The sequence below is a fragment of the Novosphingobium sp. BAM6 genome, from assembly GCF_057784955.1.
Map to the genome: position 1 here is coordinate 189,400 of NZ_JBYNTR010000003.1, position 15,620 is coordinate 205,019.

Below are 15,620 nucleotides of genomic sequence, written 5' to 3' on the forward strand. Positions count from 1 at the left end.
GCCTTAGGTCCGTCGCTATTGCTAATACGTATCAATAGAATCAATAGAGATATTGTTTCATTTGGTTGCAAATTTTACGTGGTATCCGAAACGTTGTGATTGCTGCATGCCTGCAAAAACGGCTGCGACACGCTCGAAAGAGAGAGACAGCGCGCAGCCTCTGACCCTGCGAGCAACCGCTGATCATAGCTCCGCTTCCTGCAGCTGGAATAAACCGCCGGGTTCAGAAGGGGCACGATCACGCCGATTTTAGCGGAAGGGTGCAGCAGCAGCTGTCCCAGACAATCAATTGGGAACAGCGCTAAGGCCGTATCAGAGCCAGGCCAAATCTGAAGCCGCACCGACAACAAAGGCTGCCACGCGGCGGTCGCGCAACACGACTTCCTTGAGAAGGTTCGCGGTGTCCGTGTCCGATATCGGCGATATGGTAACGCCTGCGCCAGTCACCCTGCGATCGACGGTCGTCAAAGTCGTGTGCCGCTATATGATTCTAGCGGCTTTATCCGGTTCGGAAAAAAATCACTTCGCCATAGTTATGCAGCAAGCCGGCTGAGCACTGCACGATTACGGCCCGCGCGTTTGGCTTCATACAGCGCCGCGTCTGCGGCCTGGATAAGGTGCGTGCCATCGTTCCCCATGCCCGGATTCCACGCCGCCACGCCGAACGACATGCTGGTGGAGCCCAGTGTCTGCCCATTCTGTCGGACGTTGAGCTCGCTGATCGCCTGACGCACCTCCTCAACGCGGGCGAGCAACGCGTCTGCAGCCGAGCTGGGCGCAATGATCGTGAACTCCTCGCCGCCGAAACGACACACAACATCGCCGTTACGGAACAGGGATTTCATCTCGGCCGCCACCGCCTGCAGCACGGCGTCACCAGCATCGTGCCCGAACTCGTCATTGAACCGCTTGAAATGATCGACGTCACACATCACAAGACTGAGCGGCGCGCCGGAGCGCGCAGCGCGTGCGATCTCCAGTGTCAGCGCCTCTTCCATGTAACGACGGTTGAACAGCCCGGTCAGCGGGTCACGAATGGTCTGCTCACGCAAAGAGCGCTGGAGGCGATGATTGACCAGGGCAGAGGCGATGTTTTCGGCCAGAACCGTGAGGCGGAAGCGATTTTCGACATCTACCTTTCCACGCAAGTACAAATCGCCAATCACTTCACCGCCAGCGAGCAAGGGCTCGCAGTGATAGATCTCGTCCTCACTGGCATGCCCACAGACGATATCGCTGCCCGGTTCGACAACACCATGGCTTTGCCCGCGGCGCAACGCCCAGCATTGATCAGGGGAAAAGCCTTCTCGTCCAACTTCCATACCACCCCAACCGGCAATCGGAATCAACAGATTGCGAGAATTGTTGTGTGCATAGAGCGCGCCCGGAATCCCGGGAAGCACACGCGGAACGAACACACGAATGATTTGCGCAAGCTCGTCGTCGGTACGTGCCGCCTGCATGCGATGCGCCATGCCGCCAAGAAGCTCGATGACGTCGCCACGTTCGCGCAGCACCTCACTGTTACGCTGCAATTCGGCATTGGCAACGTGCAGTCGCTCTTCGCTATCCACCTGATCGGCCACTGCAAATTCGAGCTGATCGGCCATTGCATTATACCGCTTCGCCAGACGGCTGAATTCCTGGGAACCCATGTCAGTGTCGATACGCGCCTTGCGCTGTCCGCCGCCAAGATCGGCCATTGCTCGCAGCATCGCTTCAACGGGGCGACGGATACCACGGATCAAGGCAAAGCAGCCGATCGCGACCAGAAGGCCTACCAGTAACGCACCAATCAAGGCCAACCGCTGGTTGCTACCCAGCCTCATCTCCACCGAACCCGTGCGCGCGGCCTGCAACGCACGCTCCTCGTCCAGGAAAACTTGCGCGCGCACACCGATGGCATCCATCAGTTCACGCCCCTGGCCCGTAGACACGGCGGCCTCTGCCCCTTCGAAATCGCCTTTTCGCGCCAGATCCAGCGGGCGGCGCAGAAGCGTTGCACGATCATCCAGAAGGGTAGCCAGTTCTTTGGCGCGCCCATGCTGGAGCGGATTGTCAGCAGTCAGCGCCACAATACGGGCAGCATTTGCCTTCATATCGCCAAGGCTCTTATCAAACGCCTTTGCAAACTGTGCGTCACGGGTGATGACAAAGCCGCGCTCTCCTGATTCCGCCTCGCGCATTTCCCCCAGCGTGTGCTGCGTGAGTTCGATAATCTCCACCGAATGAGACATCCAGCGCAAGCTGTCGCTCGTCTGTTGCGAGGCATCTGCGAGAATCACCGCGAAAGAGCCCAGAGCGGCTATAACGATCACGCCGATGGCGGCGATCCGGGCGGAAAGCGAAGAAAACATGAAAAGCGCCTACAGGAATAGCCTTATCATGGCGTTAATGCGGGCCAACCATTCGTGGGATTGCAAACCTTTTTATCGTCATGGATCCAGCGGGTCACGCGGGTCGATTCGCGCGGAATCGGCTGACGGCACGAACACCACTTCGGTTGGCGAAATGCGTCGAACCACCTTGCCCGGCTGATAGCCCAGTTCCTTCTCGTTACGATCCACGAAAGCCGGACTTCCGATATAACTGCTCTGCCCAGGGTTGCACACGACCACCGCTTCCTTGTCGAGCGGGGCATGCATGAGTTGCAGCACCCGCGTCGCATCGCGCAAGTTAGTGGTCGTGTGCCTGGCATAGGGTTCGATCACGATAGCATCGGCGGGGATGCCATAACGCTCGATCAGCGCCTTGCGCATCTGCTCGGCCTCCGCGAACAGTGTGCCACGCGGATGTGCATGGCCGCCAGAAACGATGATGAACGGCACACCGCCTTGCGCGAAGCGCTGCGCCGCCAGACGCAGATGATACTTGCCCATGGGGCTGAGCGGCATGCCCTCCACTTCCGGGCCGACACCGGTGACGATCATCGCGCTGTAACGCCAGCGCCCCCAATCCAGATGCCGGGCACGCGCTATCGCAGCGGCATTCTCACCGCTATCCAGCGGCTCGAAACTAATGGCATCCGTCCGATCGCTGCCGTCGAGCAGGGCCAGCGCGAAGTCGACAGAGGGATCGATCGCCTGTGCCGACCCGCCGCGTGGTGTCTGGGCAAGCCAAGCCGCCGCTTTCAGGCGAGCCTGCTGCTCGGCCGGATCGATCGTGCCCGGCCCATCGATCAGAGGATACGCCGGAACGGCCCCGAGCCCGTAGGTACGCAAAATGACATTGACGCCCTCAAGCTCGCGGTGAATGGCAGCCGATGGCGCTTCCTGCGCGGGATCGCCCCCCTTCGCCGCATCCGGAGCTGCGGCGGCCAGCACATCTTCTTCACCGCTCAACCAGATCATGGCCTTCGTCAGGCAGATAAGATCCGTATTACAATCGGCAAACCGATCGGCGCGTGCCTTTAGCATCCCCGCGACACCGGGTGCCCGAAGAAAATCGTCGCGCCATTCCCGATGTTTGCCGATCCCGTCGAGAACAGGGAAAAGCTTGCGGGACAGCATATCAATCGTCCGGTCATGCACCGCTTCCGGCATAGATGCAGGCACGGGGGCAGCGCTCGTCGCGATCGGCGACAAGGCGAGAAGAACAGCCGAAATGCTGAGGGAAACCACTTTACGCATGCCCACTGCATAGCCGCAAACGTATGACAAGATAACGAAAAAGCACTCCGGGTCAGGTAATTCGCCGCCCAAGGCGGCGTGCCCCCTACCATTCGCTCGACCAGAACGGCGCTTTCGCTGCTGGGCAACTGAATCGCATTGATACGCGCACAGCGGGGGTAGAACTGCCCTGAAGCCATCATCCACCGATAACGCGCAAGGCGGGCTGGACGCCGACACCACCTGCTCGCCAACGGGCCCGCGATGAGCATCATCGCCACCATCATGAACACCACCACCGGCCTTGCCATCCAGAAGCTCAAGTTCGAGCGGATGCCCAAGCCGTGGGTCACTTTCCACCTTGAAACCGGCGAGCAGGTCACGGCTGACCGTGTTCATGTCGGCAAGCCGGCCCCCGGCAAATTCATCACCCCGGTCGAAGTCTGGGTAACACCCAAGGCCTGAAACCCGATCGCCGCTATACCAATAGACAACGAAAGTGCAGCGGACACGAATGCCCGCTGCACCTCCGAGCCAACCGGGGTTTGGGATGGCTCTGGATCGGGAGGGGGAACCTCCCGCCTTCCCGTCAGGGAAGAAGGAAGACCCAGCCTCCGCCCAGCACGGTCTGTGCCGTCGAGCCGCCGGTCGCGCCTGCCATGTTGCCATTGCCCGAACCGGCAAAGCCGATCGAGGCCGACGAGCCCTGCTGGCCGGTGCTCGACGTATGGTTGGTGGAGCTGCTGGTGTTGTTGCCGTTGATCAGTGCCACGCCCGAACCGTTGGAATTCGCGGCCGAAGTCGACTGCTGCACCGTCGAGCCGAACAGCACCGAGCCGCTGCTGCCCATGCTGGCCGCACTGGCGCTGCTGCCCGACGAGGTGGACGCGCCACCGATGGCGAGCCCGGCCTGAGCGGCCATGGCGGGGGATGCCAGAGTCATGCCGGCGGCGAGAATGACAAGTGCCTTCTTCATCATGATCCTTCTCCTTAACATGCAGGGGGCTTGAGGGAGTTCGCGGACCGTCGCCCCGTGATCGGACCCGCGAAACCGGTAACTGGGAGGCACCGCCTACTTGGCGATCATCTCCAGCTTGGGATCGAGCGCGGCCATCGGCGGCTGGCGCGTCGCGGCCTCTGCGGTGGGATGCCCGTCAGAGCTGCGCACGGCAGGTTCGGGCGCAGGCGCGGGTGCAGGCTGGCTGGAGCCCATGCTGCCGAGCAGGCCCAGCGCATCGCAGGCGCGCGCGGTGGCCTTGTCGCCCTTTGGCCCCGAACTGTCCGCCGTGCAGATCGACCAGATCATCATCGACATGAGCCGCCCGGCAAGCTCCGCCTGACCGAGGTTGGACGCGTTGGCCGCCGCCATGCCGAACTTCTCTGCCCGGCGCAGCGACTGGCAGGACTTGTCGAACACCGGCCCGGCGCCGCCAAAGCTGATGCCGATCGGGGCCACGCTGGCGCCGCCGCTGGCGGTGCCGCCGCAATAGTCGCTACTGAAGCTGCTGGATGCCGCCAGCGGCACCGGGCTGTTGGTATAGACCTTCTGGGTTCGGGGCGTCGTCGAGTTGAACGTGATCGCCACGCCCTGCTCGTTCGTTGCGAGTTGGCCCTGCGACTGGGTCTGCGCGTTGTTCGCCTCCTGGCCCTGGGTCTGGCCCTGATCCGAATTGGAACCGGACGTCGAGCCAGACCAGGCATTCGATCCCGATGCGCTGGTCGAGGTCAGATTGCCCTGCTGGTTGACCGGGGCATTGACGTTGGTTGGGTTGCTGGACGAGGCTGATTGCGATTGCGAGCCGGAGTTGGCCGCAGCGTTGCTGCCGCTTTCAGACGTCGTCTGGGCAAGGGCCGCACCGGAGACGGTAGTCGCCAGCAAAAGCGACAGGGCGGCGAAGGGCGGGCGCAGATATCCTTTCATGACGGTAACCCCTATTGTCTGCCCTTGCGGGCAAGTGGACGATCACCCGGTCCTGCTTCCCTGCATCGACAGGCCAACCGAACGCAGCGCCCGAAAACGGCGTGCCCACGGGTGTGGCATGTCGGATACCCGGCAAGCGGCATGTCCTTGCCCAGCCGCGCTCACCTCCAGAACGGAGTTGCCCCGAAACCGGGCTGGCACGAAAACCGGGGACACGAAAAACCGAGACCATCGCTTCACGACCCCGGCAACGCCCACATGCCAATACTTTCGCATGCAAACTAATAATTCAGGAAAATCCTGATTTGCTGGTTAACCGTGGTAACGATGTATGTAACTTGAGCGCGATTCCGGCCATCGTCAAATGGGTCAAATTGAGGACAGACTTTGCCGACCTCTGTTTTGATGTATCGGAAAACAGACCATTTTCTGTTTATTTTCTCGCCGTCCCGATGTTGAACGCTATTGTAGCGAGTGCAATCAGGCACAGATGATACTTACGCAATTTGCCTAACGGCGCTAAACCACAGTCCGCAAATGACACCAGTCGAGTCGTCAAAAGCAGGAGGGTGTGACAATGGAAGACCTGATAATGGAGTGCGATCATTTGACATCGCGCGAAGTGGAAGTGCTTCAACTCGTCGCCGCGGGCATGTCGGCAAAGGAAATTGCCCGCGAACTGGACATCGCCGCGTGTACCGTCACCCGGCATGTCGAACACGTGCGTCTCAAGACGCGAACACGAAACCGCACGCACATGATCGTGCATCTTCTCAGCCGTGGCCTGCTGAACGTACAGCCGCAGCACGTCTGAAATCCCGGAACGCCGGGATCAAGCGATCGTCAGGTAGGGGTTCCTGACGCATCGCGGACCACCGGCCCATATCTCCTGCAGCATCGGAAGCGGAAAAGGTCATGGCATGGCGACGCCTGGCGGGGCGTATCGGGCCAACCCTTTTCCTCATCGGTGCCTGCGAGCGTACTGTCCTCAGGCCGCGATCACCTTGCGCCCGAGGACTACCGTAAACGCGCCGAGCAGCATTCCTGCGGCAAGGTGCGTGAGGAAATCCATCGGCGACAGCTCTACCGGATGGCAGAAGCCCAGCAGCCCGAAGGATTGAAAGGCGATGGCTATCCCTGCAAGCGCCAGCGACCGCGCAGGCTTCAGTGCCCGAGTCTGCCGCAGGGCGAGGATCGCGATGGCCATCATCGGGATGCCTGCCGAGAGCACGAACAGGAAGCAGGATGCACCATGTTCGGGCGTTGCACGCAGCGGGACAGGCAGGTTCATGGTGAACACCGAAAGCCCTAGCCAGGCGGCGCCCAGTCCCGCCAGCACTGCACCGCCCGGCCGAATGCCGCGCCCTGCGACGCTGGCCGAAAGCCCCGCTGCGAAACTGGCAAAGCCCAGCGTCAGCGACAGCGCGATGTTCGCGAAAGCCAGCCACGCCAGCGCACTCGTCCAGTCGGTACCGGGGCGATAGGCCAGACGGCTTCCGGCAAAGCCCAGCGCCAGCGCCAGTGGAACCCACAACAGCAGGCGCTGCCAGACCGGCGCGATCCGGCGAACCGGCCCGGCATCGGCGCTCAGCGCATCGATCAGGGTATCGTGATCAACCATGTGTCCGTTTCCCATGTTCACGCAGCTTCACCACCGCGCGATGCAACAGCGACTTGACCGCAGGGACCGAAAGCCGGCTTTCGTCTGCCGCTTCGTCCAGCGTCATGTCCTGCAACTTCACCAGTTCGACCATCCGGCGCTGGCCGGCGGGCAGTACCTTGAGCATGCCCTCCACCGCCTGCACCGTGTCGATCGCCTCGAAGGCACGCTCAGCCCTGTCATCGACAGCTGTGGCCAGATCTTCGTCGGCCGTCATTTCCCGCCCCCGAGAACGCCCCTGCTTGCGCAGAGCATCGACAGAGCGGGCAGAAACGATAGCCGAAATCCACGGCATCAGCGGCAGTTCGGGATCATAGGTATGCCGCAGTCGATGAACCGTCATCAGCACGTCCTGCACCACGTCCTCCGCCAGCGCCTCGTCGAAGACCCGCCGCCGCACGCGTATCCGCACCACCGGCACGAGCGCCCGCAACACCAGCCGGTAGGCACGCTGATCTCCATCCTGAGCCCGGCGCATGAAGCCGGGCCAGTCCTGTTCGGGGGGCAGGTCGTGCGCCATGCCTTCGTTACGTTACCTCGTTTGCTGCATTGCGTGACGGCCTGCGCTTGTCGCCCTACCCCTGTCAAACCTTTCGACCGGAAGCGGCCTCCAGTGCGGAAACCGCCGTCTTCGTATCGAGCACCTGCGGCAGGATCACCGGATCGCCACCCTTCGCCGAATAGACCAGATAGAGCGGCAGGCCCGACCGGTTCAGCTTCGCCATCGCCGTCTCGATCCGGGGATCGTAGTTGGTCGAGTCGGCGACCATATACGTAGTGCCGGTACGGGCGATGGCATCCTTGAAGGCGGCGGTGGACAGCACGGCCTTCTCGTTCACCTTACAGGTCAGGCACCAGTCGGCAGAGAAATCGACGAAGATCGGGCGACCATCGGCCTGCGCCTTCGCGACAGCCTCGGGAGACCAGCGGACCGGCGCACTGCTTGCAGCGGGGCCTGAACCCGGCGTTGCGGCCGCCACCTGCAATACCTGCGGGGCTTGCGGTGCCCGCAGCACACTGCCCGGCGTGGCGACCAGCGCCGCGATACCGGCAAGGCCGATGACCACCAGCCCCTGCTGCACGCGCGCCGGTTGTCCCATCATGCTGCGCCTTTGTGCAATGCCGTAGACCCAGCCGACGAATGCCAGCAGCAGTGCGCAGCCCAGGATCAGCGCCAGTCCGGCGCTCCCGGTCTGCGCGGAGAGCACCCATGCCAGCCAGGCGGCAGCGGCCAGCATCGGGAACGCCAGCGCGTGCTTCAGCGTCGTCATCCACGCGCCGGGACGCGGCAGACGGCGTGCCAATGCCGGGCTGAACGAAACCAGCGTGAACGGCGTGGCAACACCTGCGCCCAGCGCCGCGAAAATCGCCAACGCCACCAGCGGTGACTGCACCAGCGCATAACCGATGGCTCCCGCCATGAACGGCCCGGCGCAAGGGGTGGAAACGACCACCGCCAGCGCCCCGGTCAGCGCCGCGCCCAGCACGCCGTCGTGCCCGTCCGCGCTCTGGCCCATGCGCTGGATTCCGAGGCCGAACTCGAACAGACCCATGAGATTGAGCGCGGCGCCCAACAGCACCAGCACCAGTAGCGCGACCACCACCGGCGACTGGAGTTGAAAGCCCCAGCCCACCGCCTGTCCGCCTGCCCGCAGCGCAATCAGCACGCCAGCCAATGCCAGCATCGCCAACAGACTGCCGACGAAGAACGCGACGCCTTCCGCCCGCATCTTCGCCGGATGCCCCCCCTGCCGGGCAAGGCCCAGCGCCTTGAGCGAAATGATGGGAAAGACGCAGGGCATCAGGTTCAGGATGATCCCGCCGACAAAGGCGGACAACAGGGCTACCAGCATGGTGGGCCTCTCTGAAAAACGGGTGTGAAGTCGAAAGCGAAGACGCTCGGAGCGGTCTGGCCAGGGCACGCAAAGGCACGTCGTGAACCGATACGTTACGCCCTGACCCAACCGGAAAGCCGGGCAAAACTCAGCCGAAAGCCCGGTGAGACATGCTCACCGGATTTCGTTTCAGCCGTGGTGCGCCTTCCATGCCTGTACGGCGGCCATCGTCTTTTCGATATGCGCCTGCGGGTTCATGTCGGTATAGGCGAGCAGGATCTTGCCGTCGGGCGCGATCACGTAGGATGTGCGGTTGGACATCGCCTTGGGCGCACCCTGCAGCATCACGTCGTAGCGTGCGGCGATCTTCGCCCCCGGATCGGCGGCGACCGCAAACTTGTTACGACATTCCGACTTCGAGAACTCGGCCACACGCTCGACATTACCCGCCGTCACGCCGATCACGCTCGCCCCCATCTGGTGGAACTTGTCGGTCGCCTCGGCGAACAGATGCGCCTCGATCGTGCAGCCCGACGTGAAGGCTGCCGGGAAGAAATAGAGCACGACCGGCCCCTTCTTCAGCGCCTTGTCGAGCGTCACGTCGAACGGCTTGCCTGCGAGCGCTGCGTGGAGCGTGAAATCGGGCGCCTTGGCACCCTGCGGCAACGCGGCGAAACTGGGGCTAGGCAGGGCTGCCAGCGAGAGGCCGAATGCCAGCGAGGCGGCGAGGGTCTTGCGAAACGTCATCTGCGATACTCCAGCGTAAACAGGTCGGGAAGCGTCACCCAGCGGGGCACGCTTATCCGACTATTCGCTCCAGCCGCGTCAAAAGTTTCGCGAAAAATGCTATGGGCGCGATTTTTTCGGTTGAGGCCGAAGATGGGGATGAACTTTGGCCAACACCAGTACAGCCGCGACCAGTTGCATCAGATGCATGGAAGCCGCTTGTGGCCCCTCCCCTTTTGCCCTTCGCCAACCTTGCGATAGCAACACAATCCATCGTAAGAGCGCCTGCAAAACAAGGCGCGCTGGCCCCCTATGCACTCCCAAACGGATTTACAGGCGATGGAATTTCTTTTCGAAATCCTCTTCCAGTTCCTCGGCGAAATTGTGCTCCAGTTTCTGGTCGGCGTGTGTTTCGAACTGGGCCTGCGCGGTCTGGCACGGGTTCTGCGATGGGTTCCTACGCCGCCGATTGCGGCCGCGTGGATCACATTGGGCGGTGTCGCTGCAGGGGGAATCAGCTTGCTGATCCTACCGCATTCGGCCATTCACGCACCCGTCCTGCGACTGGTCAATCTCGCCGTGACGCCAACCCTGGCGGGAGGGATGATGATGGTGCTGGGGCATTTTCGAGCGAAGAAGGGGCAGGCGCTCGTCCGCCTCGACCGCTTTGGTTATGCGTTCCTGTTTGCCTTCGCGATGGCGTTGATGCGCTATAACTGGACGATTTAGAGGTTGGCGCGAAAAATTCGAGGCGGAAGCGACGATCCCGCGCTCCCCGGCTAAACCACTTCCAATATCACCACCACCTCGTCTCCCTCCGCCAGATCCTCTGCGGCGCGCACCGATCGCTTGACGGGCAACAGCCAGCCGCCCTCCTCGCTGCTCGGAAACACCGAGGTCGCAAACGCGGTCTCGCCGATCCGCGCCTTGACCTTGAGCGAACCAAACCCGCGCGACACACCTTCCAGTCGCCGCATCAGTGCCGTGGCAGAAAGCGCCTCGCCTCCCTCCCCGTCAATCGTCAGGAAATGCCAGGTGCCGCTGCCCGAATTCCCGGTCCAGCGCCACAAGGCGCCTGTGTGCATCACGGTCTCGCCCACAGTATTGCTCAATCCGCCGGAACCGGACGGATCGGCACGGGCACGTTGCAGGCATCCACTCCTCCTGCCGGATGAATGTAGAACGCATCCCTGCGGTTTGCGCGGGCATGGAGATAGGCCGCGAAGCTGCCGCTGTCGGTAGAGAGATATTCATAACCCGGCAGATTCGGTACCTCGCTGCCGAGCCGTACCGAGACGATCGGCGTTCGCTCTGCCGCCGTCTTGTAAAAACCCATCTCTCCTGTCCCGCGCGGCAGCGAGGAAAGGTTCTCCATTCCGGCAATGATCCGCCCGACCAGCGCGATGTTGCGGTCCAGTTGGCGCGGCGCCTGTCCGATCACGGTGTAGAGTTCCGCCCCGGTGCCGGTATCCGGAGAATTGTTGCGACCTACACCGACCATACCATAGCAATGCAAAGGCCAGTTGTGTTCCTGTGTGCCCGGCTTGGCAAGGACATCGCGTCCGACCGGCCACCCCTTCCAGAACTGGGCGAGGCCATAGGGATCTTCAAGCGCATTGACCCACCCCCAAGCCGGGTCGCGAATCGGTTGGGGCGTGACCGCCGGAACTTCGTATTGCGCCTCCGGAACGCTCACCAGCCCTTTGGGCAGAGGCTTCGCCTTGCCCGGCGTCTCACCATCCGGATCGCCCCACTGCACGACGTAATTGTCCTGCACCCTCACCACCGCGATGCCATCGAACCAGTGCGCGGCAATCAGCTTGCGGATGTTGCCTACCCACCCTTGCGAAAACGGCGCGGGCATCAACTGGATCACCACCTGTCGCATGTGCCCGGCAGCGTCAGGAGCAAGATCCATGACCATCAGGTCCGACGGTGCGATTCGCACCCAGTCCGCTGCCGGCGCCGCAGCAACCACGTCGCTGGGCGTTACCGGCGTGGAAGGTTGCCCCCCTACCGGTGCCGCCAGCGCCAGCACCGGGGCCAGAAAGGCAAGCGAAACCGTAGCAGAACCGAGCTTCAGGGCCGAATAAGAACAAGAGTTTGCCATGAAGCGACGATGCCACGCGACAAGCGCTTGCGAAACCCCCCACACCACGATAGGGAGCCGCCTCCAGTGCATGCGGAGCGGTGGCCGAGTGGTCGAAGGCGCTCGCCTGGAAAGTGAGTATACGTCAAAAGCGTATCGAGGGTTCGAATCCCTCCCGCTCCGCCAGCCACCCTTGAAAACATTGGATTATTTCAAGGCAAGTGCCCCTGTTCCCATAAAGGCTCCCCAATAACGATCGCGCTAGGCGGCGGTCGCATGCGGTCATGCGCGCACACGAACAAACGGAGCGGCTGGACGGTCGGGGCTTGCGTTGCCAGAGTGAGCCATCGGTAAGGGGGCGCTTATGAGCATGCGCGATCGTGCGGTGGAATGGGGAACGCTCGGTGTCGCTGCTGGCGGTACCGGCGCCGTGGTTGCCACCATGTTCCGAGCGGGCTTCGATAGCGGCGATGTGTTCGCGCTGGCCGGTGCCGCGATCGGCGCGGCCGTCACGGTGGCCGGTGCGCTTTGGGTTGCCGAGAGCCAGGCGGGCAGAGCGCACCATCGCGAAACCAGTATCATCGCTGATGCATGCCGCCCTCTGCGTGACGAGGCGCACCGTCTAGAAGCGTCGTGCCCATATGATGGCCCATGGCCGCAGGAATGGCGGGACGGCCTTCGCGAGTTATGGATAGCGAGCCTGGAAGTCCCCGCCCTGCTGCGGGAGGCGCTGGAGAAAGCGGCGACCTTGGACCTGCGGGAGAGGGTGAAGGTGCGCAAGGGGGAGGGCAGCATCCTCGCCTTCGATCGTTTCTATCAGGATTGCTTCTGCGTGCACGATGATCTCGACCCCCTAGACGAGCGGACTTGGGGGAACACGCTTGAGGATCTGGCGAGGTCGATGACCGAACTGCTAGACGCCTTGGCGGCGAATTGAGGCAGCGTATTCAGCACGGACCCTTTTCCTCAGATTGAGGGATAGCCCCCACCGGGGAGCGTGAAACGCGCCCCCCTGCCGTTCGTGTCGCCGGGATACCTTGGCCACCATAGGTTCAAGCGAGGGTGCGGCTGGCGCGTCACCATATGGTGATGGGCAACTGAGGGGGTATCACCACGGATGATAGCCCGAAGGGGTCTATGCTCAGCATATGGCCTTCCGACGCCGAGGGGAATTTGCGCCACGGTGCCGCATAATCATTTCCGCTAGCGGGTATGGCCATGATGGCCTCACCTCCAGCCGATCAAGGGGGTTTGCTCCACGGTGGCGCGAACCCTCATTACCGATGAGGGTTACCTATGCCGGGAGCGTCACTTGTCATGATATGGTGACGACTGAGGGTGGATTCGGACAACCCCAGAGCGCCGGAATACCGCGACCTAGAGGTACGATTCGCAGATGGGTGTGTAGCGGTATCGCAACGCGCTGCATCTCAACAAATTTCAACAGGTAGATGGCGTAAATCTGCGTCATCCCTCCAGTTGTAGCGATACCGCTTCGACTGTCTGTGCGCCCGACAAGTGAGGGCATTCGCCCACGGTTCGCTACCTGAGCATTACTGAGCATGGGGCTAGCCGTGTTCATATGACACCGGCTCAAGGGATGGTCCAAATCTGGATCATCACCGCCGTAGGGCGCGGCACCGTAACGCGCAGGCATACGGCTATCCGTACGGCTGGAGGTGCCGCCGAGTACTAGGCGGGCGATTCACCCACCCTATCGGACGGAAACCGTACGAAGGGATATTCCCCGGATCTGGGGAATAAGGCTTTCCCTCCAATCTCAGGGAACCTCCCAGGCCGATTGGACACCCCTTGCTCTTGGCGGCTGGACGTGTCGGAGAGAGAAAGAGGGGCGGGGACAATAGGGACAATAGGGACAAAACCCCCTGCGAGGGGCAAAATCAGAGGTGCGAGAGAGAAAGGCCCCTCGGGACAAAAGGGACGAAAGGGACAAAACTCCGTACGGCGTTCCATCCTCATCGGACCACGGGCGGTAAAGGCGTTACCACGATAACCCTAGTCTCGTCGGCATGATCGACGATGCTTCACCGCTAGACCCGTCCGCAGACTGGATCGCCCAAGGCCGCGCCCTCGCGGATCAGCGCCGCGCCCTAGATTGGTTGATGGCGGATTGGCTGAGCGAAGGCCGAGCGGCTGGCCGCGCCACCAACATCAAGTTCAAGAGCTTAGGCGAGGCCTTGGGCGTGCTGCCCGTTCGGCTGAAAGAGGCCTGCAAGGCCGCCACCGTGTTTCCCCCGGCTCTGCGCAATACGTCGCTCTCCGTCGAGCACCACGCGGCCATTGCCAGCCTGCCTCAGGATGAAGCCCAGCCACTCCTCCAGCGCGCGGCGGCCGAAGGGCTCGCCGTCAAAGACCTTCGCGAGCACGTCACCCAGCGCCGCTACGCCACCGGGCAGAATTTCCGGGACGAGGACGTGGACAGCACTCTTGCCACGCAGGCGATCCGCGCATGGAACCGCGCCACCCCCGAGGCCCGCGAGATGGCCTTTGAGCAATTCCGCATCGCGGCGGCCAATGGCCTCAGCATCATCGACGAGGACGCCCCCGCCCATGCGTAAGCTGTTGCCCACCTCGGCGCCCAAGCCGATCCCGCCGGAGTTCCTGGAGAAGTTCAAGCTCCACGGCTGGCGCCGCGTCGAGAACATCTGGGGGCGCTCCACTGTGCTGGCATGGCGCAAGGTCATCGGTGCCGAACGCATGGACACCGCCCGCAAACTTTATCTCGAACAGCAGGGCGCGCGACAGCCCGGAGACGCTTCATGACCGAAGACTTCAACCCCGACACCCACATGCGCCTTCCCAGCGGCAAAGTTGTGCCCCTCGGTGATGCGAACAGCACCAAGCGGACGGACGTGTGGGTGGACGCCTTCGACGGCTCCTATCGCCTGTTCCTCGACATTCCGCATCTGACCGAGTTGGAGCGCCGCACCGGGTTCATCGACAAGGACGGCAACGAGCGTGGGGGGAGCATCTTCCAGGTCTATGACCGTGTGTCCAAGGGGCGATACGAACTGGAGGGCAAGTCGGTAGGCTTCCCGGCCGAGGGCGCGGCGACGCTGAACGATTGTCTCGAAACAGTGCGGCTGGCCCTCATCGGCGGCGGCAACGCGCTGGTGAATGGCGAGAAGGTGACGATCGGAGCGAAACGCGCCAAGCAGCTTGTTGACACATACCTGGTGTCCGCCCCGCTCGAGGACAGCTGGACGCTCGCATTCCTCGTTTTGAGCGCGGCCATCAGCGGCCGGGAGCAGAAGCCCTACGAGGCGGGGTACTCCTTCAGGACTGCGGTATTTCCGCCAGCCGATGGCGAAGCCGTCGCCGTCGAGGTCGACGAGGACGATACCGAGGTTGAAACCTGATGGGGCGGGGGTTCTCCCGCTTCCTCGATGAGCTTGGCCCGCAGATCGTGGGCGAGGTCAGCCGATCGCTCTACGCGGCTGGCGATCTGGTCCGGGTCGAGGCGCAAATCTCGATCACGGCCGGCGCGGTGAGCGGCAAGCAGCACGTCCCGTCATCGCCGGGAGAGCCCCCCAACAATGACACCGGACATTTGGCTGGCGGCATCGTCACCGTCCAGACGGACCCGCTCAAGGTGACGGTCATAAGCACGGCTACGCAATCCCGCGCGCTGGAGGACGGCAACAGCAAGGTCGCTGCCAGGCCGTTCATGAGGCCAGCCGCGAACGCCAAGCGCCGCGACATTCAGAAGCTCGTGAGCAAGGCCGTGGGCCGCGCCATCCGCCGAGCAAGGAGATAACCC

General features: G+C 62.6%; 17 protein-coding genes, 1 tRNA gene and 1 pseudogene. 9 read left to right on the plus strand and 10 right to left on the minus strand.

Annotated elements, in window-relative coordinates:
* Positions 1 to 533 precede the first annotated feature (533 nt).
* On the minus strand, positions 534 to 2,357 hold the full coding sequence (locus tag AC3EC3_RS12635) for a diguanylate cyclase (RefSeq protein ID WP_488489973.1): 1,824 nt from the start codon (positions 2,355 to 2,357) through the stop codon (positions 534 to 536).
* Between the two features lie 78 nt (positions 2,358 to 2,435).
* On the minus strand, positions 2,436 to 3,701 hold the full coding sequence (locus AC3EC3_RS12640) for a YdcF family protein (protein ID WP_488489974.1): 1,266 nt from the start codon (positions 3,699 to 3,701) through the stop codon (positions 2,436 to 2,438).
* A 171-nt stretch (positions 3,702 to 3,872) separates the two neighbouring features.
* On the opposite strand from AC3EC3_RS12640, the gene AC3EC3_RS12645 reads away from it, so the two are divergent.
* Entirely contained in the window at positions 3,873 to 4,073 is a 201-nt protein-coding gene (locus AC3EC3_RS12645; RefSeq protein ID WP_260928169.1) for a hypothetical protein, read from the plus strand.
* Positions 4,074 to 4,197: 124 nt separating this feature from the next.
* Here AC3EC3_RS12645 and AC3EC3_RS12650 read toward each other — a convergent pair whose 3' ends face one another.
* Positions 4,198 to 4,587, minus strand: coding sequence for a hypothetical protein (locus tag AC3EC3_RS12650; protein WP_260928170.1), 390 nt, complete (start codon positions 4,585 to 4,587; stop codon positions 4,198 to 4,200).
* Between the two features lie 93 nt (positions 4,588 to 4,680).
* Positions 4,681 to 5,529, minus strand: a complete 849-nt coding sequence (locus tag AC3EC3_RS12655) for a hypothetical protein (protein WP_488489975.1) — start codon at positions 5,527 to 5,529, stop codon at positions 4,681 to 4,683.
* 565 nt (positions 5,530 to 6,094) lie between these two features.
* On the opposite strand from AC3EC3_RS12655, the pseudogene AC3EC3_RS12660 reads away from it, so the two are divergent.
* Positions 6,095 to 6,343 (plus strand): annotated as a pseudogene (locus tag AC3EC3_RS12660) (response regulator transcription factor); the annotation flags it as partial.
* A gap of 174 nt (positions 6,344 to 6,517) precedes the next feature.
* Here the strand turns inward: AC3EC3_RS12660 and AC3EC3_RS12665 are convergent.
* The 4 genes from AC3EC3_RS12665 to AC3EC3_RS12680 all read right to left on the minus strand — a co-directional run bounded on the left by AC3EC3_RS12665 (position 6,518) and on the right by AC3EC3_RS12680 (position 9,771).
* Positions 6,518 to 7,150: a DUF1109 domain-containing protein gene (locus AC3EC3_RS12665; protein ID WP_488489976.1), complete on the minus strand. Its 633-nt coding sequence runs from the start codon at positions 7,148 to 7,150 to the stop codon at positions 6,518 to 6,520.
* Positions 7,143 to 7,709, minus strand: a complete 567-nt coding sequence (locus AC3EC3_RS12670) for an RNA polymerase sigma factor (protein WP_488489977.1) — start codon at positions 7,707 to 7,709, stop codon at positions 7,143 to 7,145. The genes AC3EC3_RS12665 and AC3EC3_RS12670 overlap by 8 nt, the downstream gene beginning before the upstream one ends.
* Positions 7,710 to 7,773: 64 nt before the next feature.
* Positions 7,774 to 9,042 carry a protein-disulfide reductase DsbD family protein gene (locus AC3EC3_RS12675; protein WP_488489978.1) on the minus strand — a complete coding sequence of 423 codons (1,269 nt, stop codon included), beginning with the start codon at positions 9,040 to 9,042 and terminating at the stop codon, positions 7,774 to 7,776.
* Between the two features lie 171 nt (positions 9,043 to 9,213).
* The gene (locus AC3EC3_RS12680; RefSeq protein ID WP_260928176.1) at positions 9,214 to 9,771 is read right to left on the minus strand and encodes a peroxiredoxin; all 558 of its coding nucleotides are present in this window, start codon (positions 9,769 to 9,771) and stop codon (positions 9,214 to 9,216) included.
* A gap of 318 nt (positions 9,772 to 10,089) precedes the next feature.
* Between AC3EC3_RS12680 and AC3EC3_RS12685 the strand changes: the two genes are divergently transcribed.
* Positions 10,090 to 10,479, plus strand: a complete 390-nt coding sequence (locus tag AC3EC3_RS12685) for a hypothetical protein (RefSeq protein ID WP_488489979.1) — start codon at positions 10,090 to 10,092, stop codon at positions 10,477 to 10,479.
* Positions 10,480 to 10,529: 50 nt separating this feature from the next.
* Here the strand turns inward: AC3EC3_RS12685 and AC3EC3_RS12690 are convergent, their stop codons facing one another.
* The gene (locus AC3EC3_RS12690; RefSeq protein ID WP_488489980.1) at positions 10,530 to 10,862 is read right to left on the minus strand and encodes a DUF1905 domain-containing protein; all 333 of its coding nucleotides are present in this window, start codon (positions 10,860 to 10,862) and stop codon (positions 10,530 to 10,532) included.
* Positions 10,859 to 11,860: a peptidylprolyl isomerase gene (locus AC3EC3_RS12695; protein ID WP_488489981.1), complete on the minus strand. Its 1,002-nt coding sequence runs from the start codon at positions 11,858 to 11,860 to the stop codon at positions 10,859 to 10,861. Before AC3EC3_RS12695 ends, AC3EC3_RS12690 begins: the two co-directional genes overlap by 4 nt.
* Positions 11,861 to 11,934: 74 nt before the next feature.
* On the opposite strand from AC3EC3_RS12695, the gene AC3EC3_RS12700 reads away from it, so the two are divergent.
* The 6 genes from AC3EC3_RS12700 to AC3EC3_RS12725 all read left to right on the plus strand — a co-directional run bounded on the left by AC3EC3_RS12700 (position 11,935) and on the right by AC3EC3_RS12725 (position 15,617).
* Positions 11,935 to 12,025: transfer RNA gene (locus AC3EC3_RS12700), tRNA-Ser, on the plus strand.
* Positions 12,026 to 12,203: 178 nt separating this feature from the next.
* Positions 12,204 to 12,776 (plus strand): hypothetical protein, encoded by a 573-nt coding sequence (locus tag AC3EC3_RS12705; protein WP_488489982.1) that lies wholly within the window; start codon positions 12,204 to 12,206, stop codon positions 12,774 to 12,776.
* 1,093 nt (positions 12,777 to 13,869) lie between these two features.
* Positions 13,870 to 14,418: a hypothetical protein gene (locus AC3EC3_RS12710; protein ID WP_488489983.1), complete on the plus strand. Its 549-nt coding sequence runs from the start codon at positions 13,870 to 13,872 to the stop codon at positions 14,416 to 14,418.
* Positions 14,411 to 14,623 (plus strand): hypothetical protein, encoded by a 213-nt coding sequence (locus AC3EC3_RS12715; protein ID WP_488489984.1) that lies wholly within the window; start codon positions 14,411 to 14,413, stop codon positions 14,621 to 14,623. The genes AC3EC3_RS12710 and AC3EC3_RS12715 overlap by 8 nt, the downstream gene beginning before the upstream one ends.
* Positions 14,620 to 15,219 carry a hypothetical protein gene (locus AC3EC3_RS12720; protein WP_488489985.1) on the plus strand — a complete coding sequence of 200 codons (600 nt, stop codon included), beginning with the start codon at positions 14,620 to 14,622 and terminating at the stop codon, positions 15,217 to 15,219. The genes AC3EC3_RS12715 and AC3EC3_RS12720 overlap by 4 nt, the downstream gene beginning before the upstream one ends.
* Positions 15,219 to 15,617, plus strand: coding sequence for an HK97-gp10 family putative phage morphogenesis protein (locus AC3EC3_RS12725; RefSeq protein ID WP_488489986.1), 399 nt, complete (start codon positions 15,219 to 15,221; stop codon positions 15,615 to 15,617). Before AC3EC3_RS12720 ends, AC3EC3_RS12725 begins: the two co-directional genes overlap by 1 nt.
* The last annotated feature ends 3 nt before the right edge of the window (positions 15,618 to 15,620 follow it).